Source organism: Mesorhizobium sp. WSM4837, from assembly GCF_055811435.1.
In genome coordinates this window covers 61,815-73,283 of the sequence record NZ_JBVVQE010000021.1, presented here as the reverse complement: position 1 = coordinate 73,283, position 11,469 = coordinate 61,815, and the positions used below count along the sequence as shown (strand labels likewise).

At 61.3% G+C, this 11,469-nt stretch carries 10 protein-coding genes, 1 tRNA gene and 1 riboswitch; of the genes, 5 read left to right on the top strand and 6 right to left on the bottom strand.

Annotation, left to right across the window (positions count from 1 at the left end; genetic code table 11):
* Window positions 1-316: 316 nt before the first annotated feature.
* Window positions 317-1,060 (bottom strand): lipoyl(octanoyl) transferase LipB, encoded by a 744-nt coding sequence (gene lipB / locus AC0L3D_RS14860; protein ID WP_023798874.1) that lies wholly within the window; start codon window positions 1,058-1,060, stop codon window positions 317-319.
* Between the two features lie 180 nt (window positions 1,061-1,240).
* Between lipB and AC0L3D_RS14855 the strand changes: the two genes are divergently transcribed.
* Window positions 1,241-1,325, top strand: a tRNA-Leu gene (locus tag AC0L3D_RS14855).
* 281 nt (window positions 1,326-1,606) lie between these two features.
* Here AC0L3D_RS14855 and AC0L3D_RS14850 read toward each other — a convergent pair.
* Window positions 1,607-2,536 (bottom strand): dihydrodipicolinate synthase family protein, encoded by a 930-nt coding sequence (locus AC0L3D_RS14850; protein ID WP_128246485.1) that lies wholly within the window; start codon window positions 2,534-2,536, stop codon window positions 1,607-1,609.
* A 410-nt stretch (window positions 2,537-2,946) separates the two neighbouring features.
* Between AC0L3D_RS14850 and AC0L3D_RS14845 the strand changes: the two genes are divergently transcribed.
* Window positions 2,947-4,659, top strand: coding sequence for a GH32 C-terminal domain-containing protein (locus AC0L3D_RS14845; RefSeq protein ID WP_023798876.1), 1,713 nt, complete (start codon window positions 2,947-2,949; stop codon window positions 4,657-4,659).
* 22 nt (window positions 4,660-4,681) lie between these two features.
* Here the strand turns inward: AC0L3D_RS14845 and AC0L3D_RS14840 are convergent, their stop codons facing one another.
* Complete coding sequence (locus AC0L3D_RS14840) at window positions 4,682-5,455, bottom strand: HAD-IIB family hydrolase (RefSeq protein ID WP_473644758.1); 774 nt, start codon at window positions 5,453-5,455, stop codon at window positions 4,682-4,684.
* A complete protein-coding gene (locus tag AC0L3D_RS14835; RefSeq protein ID WP_023798878.1) occupies window positions 5,452-6,783 on the bottom strand; it encodes a glycosyltransferase in 1,332 nt (443 codons plus the stop codon). Before AC0L3D_RS14835 ends, AC0L3D_RS14840 begins: the two co-directional genes overlap by 4 nt.
* Before the next feature lie 397 nt (window positions 6,784-7,180).
* Here AC0L3D_RS14835 and mgtE point away from each other — a divergent pair, with 397 nt between their 5' ends.
* The gene (gene mgtE / locus AC0L3D_RS14830; protein ID WP_023798879.1) at window positions 7,181-8,593 is read left to right on the top strand and encodes a magnesium transporter; all 1,413 of its coding nucleotides are present in this window, start codon (window positions 7,181-7,183) and stop codon (window positions 8,591-8,593) included.
* A gap of 136 nt (window positions 8,594-8,729) precedes the next feature.
* Window positions 8,730-9,116 carry a MerR family transcriptional regulator gene (locus AC0L3D_RS14825; RefSeq protein ID WP_023685221.1) on the top strand — a complete coding sequence of 129 codons (387 nt, stop codon included), beginning with the start codon at window positions 8,730-8,732 and terminating at the stop codon, window positions 9,114-9,116.
* A gap of 100 nt (window positions 9,117-9,216) precedes the next feature.
* Here AC0L3D_RS14825 and AC0L3D_RS14820 read toward each other — a convergent pair whose 3' ends face one another.
* The gene (locus AC0L3D_RS14820; RefSeq protein WP_051407790.1) at window positions 9,217-9,723 is read right to left on the bottom strand and encodes a methyltransferase family protein; all 507 of its coding nucleotides are present in this window, start codon (window positions 9,721-9,723) and stop codon (window positions 9,217-9,219) included.
* The gene (locus AC0L3D_RS14815; protein WP_473627230.1) at window positions 9,720-10,712 is read right to left on the bottom strand and encodes a heparan-alpha-glucosaminide N-acetyltransferase; all 993 of its coding nucleotides are present in this window, start codon (window positions 10,710-10,712) and stop codon (window positions 9,720-9,722) included. Before AC0L3D_RS14815 ends, AC0L3D_RS14820 begins: the two co-directional genes overlap by 4 nt.
* Before the next feature lie 309 nt (window positions 10,713-11,021).
* Window positions 11,022-11,231, top strand: a riboswitch (cobalamin riboswitch).
* Between the two features lie 37 nt (window positions 11,232-11,268).
* Here AC0L3D_RS14815 and AC0L3D_RS14810 point away from each other — a divergent pair.
* Entirely contained in the window at window positions 11,269-11,448 is a 180-nt protein-coding gene (locus AC0L3D_RS14810) for a CbtB domain-containing protein (RefSeq protein WP_473627232.1), read from the top strand.
* Window positions 11,449-11,469: the final 21 nt, after the last annotated feature.

Below are 11,469 nucleotides of genomic sequence, written 5' to 3'. Positions count from 1 at the left end.
TCTCCCCACGCGCAGCCAGCGCGGAAACAGTGAAATCCGATCTCAACCTTTCCTTAACCGTGCCGAACTGAGCGCCCGAATTTCGCGACACGCTCTGACTGAGGCCGTTGACTTTCGAACAAAATCAGAACAAAATGGGAACATACTGAAAACAGGAGAGCGTTATGACCGGTCTTGTTCAGGATGTCGTGTCACTGGTGTGCATGAGCACGTTTCTCATTTCCATGGCGATCTGGATCGGAGCGATGTGAGGCAGCGCGCCCGTTCTTCACGGGTGAGGGGCGGCGTCGGAGCTCTGCGGTTCAGCGCCGCCTTGTCAGCCGGCCTTGCGGGCTGTTTCGACAAGCGGAGCTGCGGTGGGTCCGAAGACATCCTCGAAGGCGGATTTCAGCGCGAGATCAAGATCGGCCATTGCCAGGGGAAGGCCGAGGTCGACGAGGCTGGTGACGCCGTGGTCCTGCACACCGCACGGCACGATGCCGCTGAAGTGGCTGAGATCCGGCTCGACATTGATGGCGATGCCGTGAAAGCTCACCCAGCGCCTCAGCCTGATGCCGATGGCGGCGATCTTGTCCTCGGCGAGCGATCCGTCGGGCAGGGCGGGGCGATCCGGCCGCACCACCCAGACGCCGACACGGTTCTCGCGCCGTTCGCCGCGCACGTTGAAAGCGGCCAGCGTGCCGATGATCCATTGTTCAAGTGCCGCGACGAAGGCGCGGACATCCTCGCGCCGCCGCTTCAGGTCGAGCATCACATAAGCGACCCGCTGGCCCGGCCCATGATAGGTATATTCGCCGCCGCGTCCCGCCGCGAACACCGGAAAACGTTCGGGCTCGATCAGGTCCTCGATGCGGGCGCTGGTGCCGGCGGTGTAGAGCGGCGGGTGCTCGACCAGCCAGACCATCTCGCCGGCGGCGCCGCCTCGGATCGCTTCGGCACGCGCCTCCATCACGGCAAGCGCATCCGGATAGGCGGTGAGGCCGGGTTCGATCCGCCATTCGACCGGCGCCGAACCGGGCAGGGGCAGGAACGACGTGGCGATCTGGCTGCGTTCTGTCATGGTGTGTCTCGTGTCGCCTCACATATGGCGGCAATCGGGTGAAACGTCCAGTTGCGAGCGCGTTTCAGCTCTTTGGAGGGTTATGCCGAAGCCCGGGCAATTATTGCGCGACGCGCCCTTGTTTCGCTGGAAACGATTTGCTACACGCCGCGAGCCGGTTCGTTCCGGCTCCTACCACGTGCGGTCGTGGCGGAATTGGTAGACGCGCAGCGTTGAGGTCGCTGTGGGGCAACCCGTGGAAGTTCGAGTCTTCTCGACCGCACCAGCTTTATCCAATAAGCTGTTATTTTTATTGTGCGTTTTTTGTTTCCCTGCAGTCCTTCCAAGACTGCTTGTGCAAACTGAACACTGCGCGAACCCGTTGCTGTTTGGATGCGGAATGCCGCGCCCTGACCGCGTGGTTTGACCCGCCATCATATGCCAGCTGCTTCAAAGACCGAACCGTGCCGCGAAACGGACACGTGGGAATGCTCGGCGAAAAATGCGCTTTCCACGCAAGCGGCTGTATATTGATGTGATTGCGCGGCAAAATAGCCCGCTAGTGCATTATCTCAAGGCTTGTTTGCGGACGCGACTTTCCAGCCGCATGAGCAAATAATCGACCTCTTGTCTGGCCGCCGCCGACAATGCACTGCCCGGCTTGCGCTGGGCGTCCGACGCGATGGCGCCGCGCTTCATCATCACATATTTTCGTACCGCAAGCCCCACGCCGGGTTGCTGCTCATAGCGCAGATAGGGCAGGTGGGCGTCGAAAAGATCGTGCGCCTTGTCGCGCTCGCCGGCGGCGGACAGTTTCACCATGTCGACCAGCATGTCGGGGAAGGCATAGCCGGTCATCGCGCCGTCGGCGCCGCGCTCCATCTCGAAGTCGAGAAAGAGGCCGCCATTACCGGTAAGGATCGACAGCGGCCGCAGCGAGCCGTCCTTCTGGAAGTCGCGCAGCGCGCTGATCTTCTCCAGGCCCGGCCAGTCCTCGTGCTTGAGCATGAAGCAGGCCGGGTTGTCGGTGACGATGCGGCGGATGACGGCCGGCGTCATGATCACCGAGAGGGTCAGCGGATAATCCTGCAGGACGAAAGGAACATCCTCGCCGACCGCTTCGGATGCGTTGCGGAAGTAGGTGACGATCTGGTCGTCGGTGCGCAGCGCCGGCGGCGGCGCGATCATCACGCCCTGCGCGCCAAGCTCCATCGCGGCGCGCGCAAGGCTGCGCATGGCGGCGAAGCCAGGGGCGGAGACGCCGACGATGACCGGCAGCCTAGTGCGCGCCACGACACGTTTGACGATCTCGATCGATTCGCCGGCGTCGAGCTTCGGGGCCTCACCCATGATGCCGAGGATTGTCATCCCATCGACGCCGCAGCGCTCGTAGAAATCGACCATCGAATCAAGCGATTCCCAGTCGATCTTGCCATCCGCCTCGAACGGCGTCGGGGCAATGGTGTAGACGCCTTTGGTGTCAGCGCCGATGGCCATGAGCTCCTCCTAAATCCAGCTTTCAATCATAGCGCAGGACCGACGGTCCGATCCAACCCGGCAGTCGGTCCGGACGGGCGGGGTCCCGTTCGTCGTTCCATCGTATGCGGACAACTGGTTGGCCGATCTGGACAATGGCTGCACGGGATTGCGCCGCGGGTCGAAACCCGCGGAAAAGAGAAGGTCTTGCGCCGTCGGACAATGCAATCATGCTCTGCGAGCCGTCAACCTTATTACGCCGCGAGTTCAGCAGTTGCAGGCGGCGATCCGTGCGGCGATTGACCTCAAGGACTGTCGATCCTGGGGAATGACTTTGCCAAAGTCAAAATCCAGCCTTAACCTTCTGCAATGCATTCCAGGTCGAGCATCCGGTTTTGCCTGGGAAAGCCGCACGCAACGGAGCCCTATTTATGAGTGACAGCCAGGTAAGGATTGCGGCCGGGAACACCATTCGAAGCCTGCATGCCGATCTGCCGGTCAACGCCACCTTCCATATCTGGCTCAAGGCGACCAGGCCGGACGTTCCAGGCTCGCTGTCGTTTTCCAACGTTCGCGGCAAGTTCGGCGAGGTGAGCGTCGCGAACGCCGAAGAGCATGAATTCAGAATTTTTCACGTCTTCGGCGGCGGCAGTGTCGAACTGGATTACGATGCGGATCAGACCTCGGTTTCGGTTGCCTACTGGTTCGCATTGGCCGACGTGCTGGAGACAGGCATTACAGTTCTCCACACCAATCCGGGAAATGCCCCACCGAACATCCCCGACAGCTATCATTTTCGTCCGCCGTTCGGCTGGATGAACGATCCGAACGGATTTGGCCGGTTTGGAGGCCGCCCACATCTGTTCTATCAGCATTATTCGCATGGCCTTCGCTGGAACACGATGCATTGGGGGCACGCCGTCTCTTCGGATTATTTGCGGTGGCGTCACATGCCAATCTTCCTGTTTCCGTCGGAAGATCTCACCGCCAGGCCCGACAAACGGGGCGGCGCCTATTCCGGCTCGGCCATCCCGCTTGCCGATGGCCCGGGCATTCGCGTCTTTTTCACCGAGCAGGTACAGGACCGTATCCCGGAACAGCAGATCCAACTCACGGCCACTTCCAGCGACCTCATCATGGCGGGAGACGCGCACGTCATCCTGCCATACCGCCCGCTTGACCAGGGATTGACAGCGGATTTTCGTGACCCATACGTCTTCAGGGGACCGGATGGCCTTTGGAAAATGCTGCTGGGCAGCCAGAGCGATGAAGGCGGCGTTGTCCTGCTCTACGAAACCCGTGACCATACGGCCGCCACCGGCTGGACGTATGTCGGCAAGCTTCTGGTCGAGAAACACTATCGGACGACGGCGATCGAATGTCCCTGTCTGCTGCCGCTCGACGGGCCTGCGACCGACCCAGCGACGCGCTGGGTCCTGATTCTCGGGCTGATGAACAGTGAAGACCAGTCGACCCGGCGCAAGAACCTGACAATGGCCATTGTCGGCTGGTTCGATGGTCGGACCTTTGCCAAGGAATTCGAACAGGAACTGGACTTCGGGACGGATAATTACGCCTTCCAGGCCTTCGCCGACGGCGATGCCATTGTTGGTATAGGCTGGCTTGCCAACTGGGCCGACACCGGGCCGGCGATCGATTTCCCCACAGCCATGACGTTGCCTCGCAATATCCATCTGTCTGCAGGCGAGTTGCACACCCCGCCCATCGGCGCTGCCGAGAGCCTGCGGAGCCATATTCTGGACCGGACACGCCTCGCAGCCGGAGAGCAGGTAAGCTTTATCAACGGCGCCGTCGAAATCCTGTTCGAGCTGGAAAAGCCGGGTGCCCATTTCCACTTGAAGCTGCAACATCCAACTGTCCGCCTCGAGGTTGTCGTCGACGACGAGGGACTTGCCATTCGTCATGGAGACGACGCAGTGGAATCCCCTCACTATATTGCCAAGGGAGCCCGTCCAAAACGGCTGCGGATATTCCTCGACTACGGATCGATCGAGGTTTTTGCGGATCGCGGTCGTTGGGCCGGCACGAAGCGGATCAGCGGTTTTGAGCCGGTGCAATCGGCACGTCTCATCGCCGAAACGGGCGCCGTACTACACGCGACGGTATGGGCGCTCAAACCGTGACAACCAGATAAATATTTCCAGTTCAGTTTCGGGCGTCCGCAAACACCGACCAATGAACGAGGCCTTCGACGACGCCGAGGGCGAACGGTTCCTTCGCGCTGTAGATCAGCCGGTTGTTCCGCGCCATGTCAAGCAGTTCGGGAAGGGCATTGGCGACGACAATTCCACGCGCCCCCGGCAGCTCGAACATGCTGCGGTCGTTGTTGGTATCGCCGGCGACGACCACCTCATCCAGGCCGATGCCGAGCTCATTGCAGAGCCAGGCCAGCGCCTGACCCTTGTCTGCTGAACGCGGCAGGATGTCGAGATCGCGTCCGCTCGAATAAACCATCGTCACCGACAGGCCGGCCTCGGCCAAAGCGCGCTCGATGCTGGCAAGGGCTTCCGGACTGGCGTCGAGCAGGTACCAGCTCGATTTGAAAGCGTGCTGATAGCCGTCGGGCTGGCGGACGGTGTCTTTGAGCGGCCCGAGCACCGCATCGACCTTTTCAAGCGACCAGCCTTCCGAAAATCTTTGGGTAAAATGCCCCAAATCAGTAAAGTGTGTGGGGCGCGAGGTGTGCCGCGGACCGGCGAGCATCGTGCCGACACCGCCGATCACATAGTCCGGCGCCGGCAGGGCGACTTCGTCGACGAAGTTCAAGATATCGTCGGCCAGGCGACCGCTGTTGTAGACGAGAACCGGCCGGTGCTCGGGATCGAGCGCTTCCCATTTCAACCGAAAGCGTGACGTCGCCGGCGCATCGCCAGCCAGGGTACCGTCGAGATCACTCGACAAAAGCGCGATCGGTTTCAATCGCCGTCGTTCCACGGCTCGTCCCAGTCATGATCGTCGACCGCTTTCAGCACCGGACGGCCTTCGACAAGGCTGACCAGCTGCTGCGCGATGCCTGTCCAGGTGAACAGGCTGCGCGCCTTGTGCGCGCCCATGCGGCCCAGACGGCCGTAGAGGCGCTGGTGCTTCATCGGCTTGACGATGGTGATGCCGAGATCTTCCTTGTCGAACGGATCGCCAAAAAGCGCGTGCCGGCCATAGCTGATCCCGCGATAGAGGCCGCCATGGATCGTAACCACGGTCGGCGTTCCGCAGGCCATTGCCTCGATCGCGGTCATGCCGAACGGCTCGTAGCGGCTCGACAGGACGAACATGTCCGCCGCCCGATAGGTGTCGGCCAGGTCCTCGTCGGCAACATAGCCGGAGAAGACGACACGATCCTGCAAGCCTAGCTGTTCGACCTGTTGCTTGAGCTGGTTGAGGATCTTCTGTTCCTGCTCGTCCATGTTCTCGCCGCCGACAGCGAGCCTCAGGACCGCATCCGGCACACGCGGCGCCACCACGGAAAACGCATCGATCAGCAGGTCGTAGCCCTTATTGGTGGCCAGCCGGCCGAGCGCCAGGACCGTTCGCCCTTCGAAGCCGAGCCGATGGCGGATCAACCGGCGAGACGCCTCGCTGACGGGGAAGAACCGGTTGTCGTCGTAACCGGGCGGGATCATGTGCACGCGGTCGCGCTCGAGGCTGTAGTCCTCGACCAGCATGTCGACCTGCGGCGGCGTTGTTGCGATCACCATGGCGCAGCTTCGATAGATGATCGTCTCGTGCTTGATGCGCTCGGTGAAATTGAACTCGGCCTCGAAAGTATCGGCCTTGTCAGGGTAGTCCGTCTTCATCTGGCGCTGCTTCCAGATGCCGAGCGAATGCGGCGTATGGATGTGCGGGACAGTGAGCGCTTCCGACAGTCGCTGCCCCGCCACGCCCGCATCCCAGTAGTGACTGTTGATGAAGTCGTAGGAGAGATTTTCCCGGCGAATCAGCCGCAGCGCGTTTTCACACCACTCGAGAAGGTGGCGGTGGAGATATTCCTTCGGAATAAAATCGGGTCCGCCACAGGCGACACGCAGGACGCGAACCCCGTCGGCCACTTCATCGACAGGAGGCTGGTCTTCAAATCGTCGCGTCCAGATATCGACGGCATAACCCAACTGGGCCAGCTTTTTGGCAAGTTCCAGGACATAGACCACCTGTCCGCCGGTATCGGCCGCGCCCAGTGGCGGGTTGGCTGCTACGTAGCCGTGGGTTGAAATGAGAGCAATTCGAGGTATCGCCGCATCCGAGTCCGGCATCTGTATCCTTCTCTACGATTGATCTGTGCACGCCGCAGCATGCACAAGTTGGGTTATATAAGGTTTCCAGCCGCCATCCGCAAATGTCGAAAGCGCCAGGCGGCCGCCAGGCTGGTGGCACGTCGGTGGGAATATTGACTCCGCCCGCAATGATAGCCCCCAGAGACGCCGATAGGGAACATACCGAGGAGCCTCGGCGCGACGCTTATGGGAGAGCCGAAGACGTTGTGCGATTGGTGGATGATTGCGCCGGCTGACATCGACTTCGAAATCTGACAGACGCTGTAGCAATTTGACGCTGCTCATGATCCTTTCTGGAAATCGATTCCGATTTTCATGGTCATGCGCTAGACCTGACACGCAGCTTTTCCGGAATTCTGAATGGCGGGAGGCGCTTGTGGAAGGCCAGGACGAACAGACGACCGGCGCCAGGACCGCTGAGGACAGCGCCGACATCTATGGCGAGGATGGCGCCATTCTGTCGTCGTTCCTTGCCCAGATCGGCGCCGCGATCGCCGATCGCGACACGCTGACGCTAAAGCGTGAAGTCGACGACCTGCACCAATCGGAACTCGGCGACCTGATCGAGGCGCTTCATCCAGAACAGCGCCGCGCGCTGGTCGAATTGTTGGGCGCCGACTTCGATTTTTCCGCGCTGACCGAGGTCGACGAGGCTATCCGCCGCGACATCGTCGACAGCCTGCCCAACGCCCAGATTGCCCAGGGGGTCCAGGACCTCGATTCCGACGACGCGGTCTACATTCTCGAGGATCTCGAAAAGGAAGACCAGGACGAGATCCTGTCGCAACTGCCGTTCACCGAGCGGATCAGGCTGCGCCGCTCGCTCGACTATCCCGAAGAGACTGCCGGTCGCCGCATGCAGACCGAGTTCGTCGCGGTGCCGCCATTCTGGACGATCGGCCAGACCATCGACTACATGCGCGAGGACAACAACCTTCCCGACCGCTTCAGCCAAATTTTCGTCATCGATCCGAGCTTTAAGCTGCTCGGCGCCATCGACCTCGACCAGATCCTGCGCACCAAGCGCTCGATCAAGGTCGAAGAGGTCATGCATGAGACCAGGCACGCCATTCCGGCGACGATGGACCAGGAGGAGGCGGCGCGCGAATTCGAACAATACGACCTTCTCTCCGCTGCCGTCGTCGACGAGAACGAGCGGCTGGTCGGCGTGCTGACCATCGACGACGTGGTCGACGTCATCCAGCAGGAAGCCGAGGAGGATCTGCTGCGCATGGGCGGTGTCGGCGACGAAGAATTGTCGGACAGCATCCTTTCGACCTCGCGCTCGCGCGTTCCGTGGCTGCTCGTCAACCTTTTGACGGCGTTCCTGGCGGCCTCGGTGATCGGCCTGTTCGACCGCACGATCGAGCACATCGTGGCGCTGGCCGTGCTGATGCCGATCGTGGCGGGCATGGGCGGCAATGCCGGCTCGCAGACCATGACGGTCACGGTGCGGGCGCTGGCGACCAGGGACCTCGACATCTACAATGCCGGCCGCATCATTCGCCGCGAGATGGGGGTGGGCTTCATCAACGGCATCATCTTCGCCATCCTGATCGGCATCGTCGCCGCCGCCTGGTTCCGCGATCCCAACCTGGGCGGCATCATCGCCGCGGCGATGATCATCAACATGTTCGTGGCCGCACTTGCCGGCATCCTGATCCCGCTGCTGCTCGACCGGTTCAAGATCGACCCGGCCGTGGCTTCGGCGGTTTTCGTCACGACGGTCACCGACGTCGTCGGCTTCTTTGCCTTTCTCGGCCTCGCCACATGGTGGTTCGGCGTGTGAGCGACGCCCGCTCAATTGACTTTTACGTAAATGCCATGCGAGATTTTGGAACAGCCTCTGGCCGATTCTGACACACGTGCGGATAGCGAGGCCGCATGGTTGGAACTCGCAGCGCGGCCGGGCATTTGGAGTGATGATGCGGGAATATTATTCGATAACCGAACTGACCCGCGAATTCGATGTTTCGACGCGGACGCTGCGCTTCTACGAGGACGAGGGGCTGGTGCAGCCGGTGAGGCGCGGCCGCACGCGGCTGTTTCGCCCGTCGGACCGGCATCTCATCCGCCAGATCATGCGCGGCAAGAGGCTCGGCTTTTCGATCAACGAGATCCGCGAAATCATCCAGATGTACAAGGAGCCGCCCGGCGAGGTCGGTCAGCTCAATCTGATGATCAAGCGCATCGAGGAAAAGCGCGAGGATCTGCGCCAGAAGCGCCGCGATCTCGAAGAGACCCTGGCCGAACTCGACCAGGCCGAAGAGTCCTGCGTCGAGCGGCTGGTGGAGCTTGGCGTCAACACCTGATCGGCCTTTTTGATAATTCTACTCTGGCGGCCAGCCAGCGTGGCTTTCTGCGCTTCCGATGCTCACCTACTCAAATGTACGCTCCGCTCCGGTTGCCGCCTCAAATCCAGCGGCGCACCCTTTTTGCGTAATCCCGGTATTTCTTGCCGAATTTCGTTGCCAGAACTTTTTCCTCGCCCTCGATCGCCATTTTCTGCGTTGCGAAGGCGGCGATGATCGCCAGCGGCAGGAACCATACGTTCCCCGAGATAAGGGCAACGCCGATCATCAGCAGCGTGTTGGCCAGATAGATCGGATTGCGGCTGACGGCGAAGGGGCCCGATGTAACCAGATGGTCCGGCACGGCGTTCGGGTGGAGCGTCGTCTTTGCCCGGATCATGATGCGGATCGCCGTGAACCAGAGTGCGACGACGCCGAACAATGCCACCCAGCCGGCCGCGAACAGGATGTCGCCCAAAAGGCCGCCGATCCATGGCAGCGGATAAAGCAAGCCAAGCGCGATGCTGACGGCGATGGCCGCGACATAGATCAGCGGCGGCCACGGTATAAACCCCGGTTTTTGCTGTCCCGGTTTCTGTTGGCCCGGTTTCTGCTGATGGTCGGTCATTGTGCTCCTCCCTCCATCAAAGTGCCGTCGGCCTTGGCAGTGCAGGCGCCGGCGAGCTCGTCGAGATGCGCCTTCCATTCCGCAGCCTGGTCGTTGCGGTAGAGCCGATCAAGCGTGGCCTCGCCCTCGAGCGTATCGAGCATGCAGACACAATAGCTGCTGCAGAACTCCGTGTCGCGCGATTGCTCGCACGATGCCTGGCATTCTTTCAGGAAGGTGACCTGCCTGGTTTCGACGGCTGCCGGCATGACTTGCGAAATCAGCCAGACCGAGCCGATCAGCACCGGCTGGTGGATCAGATAGAAGGCGAGGCTGTGCCGGCCGATAAAGACCAGCGGATTAGTCCAGCGGCCGGGCGTTAGGCCCGCCAGCCGCGTCAGCATGCCGGAGGCGAAGGCAAGCTTTGCCGCTGCGATGCCGGCAAGCACAGCGCCGAACCATGGAAACAGCGGGACATAATCGTTGGAGCGCGGGTTGGTTGCCGACAGGCCGACCCACCACAGGGCCGGATGATCGAAGATCTCGGACCTGAGGTAGAGCGGCGCGGTGATGACGAAAGCTGCGACAACCAGCGTCAGCAGCGCCGGCAGCCGCAGAAACGCCAGGCCGAGCAGGCTGGCGAGCGCGATCTCGTGCAGGATGCCGAAGAAGATGAAACTGTCGGGTGTGGCAAGCCTGGTGGCGGCCGATATGGCGAGCGCCGCCCCGCCGACCATGGCGAAGCGTTTCCAGAAGCCGTTCCAGCGGATTTGCTTGCCATGGGCGAGGAACAGGCTGACGCCGACCAGGAACAGGAAGGTCGAAGCGATGCAGCGCGCGTAGAATTTCCACCAGCCAAAGGCGGTCAGGCCGGGATCGGTGTAGCCGAAGAATTCGAGATCCCAGGTGAGATGGTAGCTCGCCATGGCAAGCAAAGCGATGCCGCGGGCGACGTCGATGGCGATGATGCGCCTGGATCGGTCCTGAACGGCCGGCGTAGGAATGGTCATGGTCTCGCAATTCTGATTCAGTGCTGCAAGACGACTATCATGGTTGCCCCGGACAAAAGAAGACAGGCGCCGCCCTTCCTTCTCCCTTGTGGGAGAAGGTGGATTGGCGCGCAGCGCCAAGACGGAAGAGGGGTGTTGGACGGAGCGCGGCTTTTGCCAAGCTGGAACACCCCTCATCCGACCTCGCTTCGCGAGGCCACCTTCTCCCACAAGGGGAGAAGGAAGAGCCCCCGAGAAACGATTACCTTGACGGCGCATTCGCGCTGCTAGCTGGCGGAATTTGGTTTGCCGGGCGCGGCGATTCTGCCTATAGTCGCAGCCGTCGTCGGTTCCGTTTTGGAACCAAGAGGGAATGCGGTAGGGGCAAAATTCGCCCGATGCCGTGGCTGCCCCCGCAACTGTGTGCGGTAGTCCTCTCCATATGCCACTGAAGATTTTCTTCGGGAAGAGCTTCTTCGGGAAGGTGGGGAAGGGCGCTGATCCGCGAGCCAGGAGACCTGCCGGCGACAGGAGAACTGACTTCTATGCCCTCGGGTGGAGGGCGAAAGGACAAGACATGAATACCGCTTCCGTCTCGCTCGGCGCTTCCGTCTCCTCGCAGTCGCGCTTTGGGCAGTTGGCGCTTGCTGCATTTCTCGGCGTTTTCGTCATGGGCTTTGTCGGCTTCTCGCATATCGATGCGGTCCACAATGCCGCTCACGACTATCGCCATTCGATGGGCTTTCCATGCCACTGACGGGGGGCCACTGACGAGGGG

Coding starts and splice junctions, on each gene's coding strand:
- lipB (WP_023798874.1), bottom strand. CDS start 1,060: ATGACAGAACGCAGCCAGATCGCCACGTCGTTCCTGCCCCTGCCCGGT.
- AC0L3D_RS14850 (WP_128246485.1), bottom strand. CDS start 2,536: ATGGCCATCGGCGCTGACACCAAAGGCGTCTACACCATTGCCCCGACG.
- AC0L3D_RS14845 (WP_023798876.1), top strand. CDS start 2,947: ATGAGTGACAGCCAGGTAAGGATTGCGGCCGGGAACACCATTCGAAGC.
- AC0L3D_RS14835 (WP_023798878.1), bottom strand. CDS start 6,783: ATGCCGGACTCGGATGCGGCGATACCTCGAATTGCTCTCATTTCAACC.
- AC0L3D_RS14825 (WP_023685221.1), top strand. CDS start 8,730: ATGCGGGAATATTATTCGATAACCGAACTGACCCGCGAATTCGATGTT.
- AC0L3D_RS14820 (WP_051407790.1), bottom strand. CDS start 9,723: ATGACCGACCATCAGCAGAAACCGGGCCAACAGAAACCGGGACAGCAA.
- AC0L3D_RS14815 (WP_473627230.1), bottom strand. CDS start 10,712: ATGACCATTCCTACGCCGGCCGTTCAGGACCGATCCAGGCGCATCATC.
- AC0L3D_RS14810 (WP_473627232.1), top strand. CDS start 11,269: ATGAATACCGCTTCCGTCTCGCTCGGCGCTTCCGTCTCCTCGCAGTCG.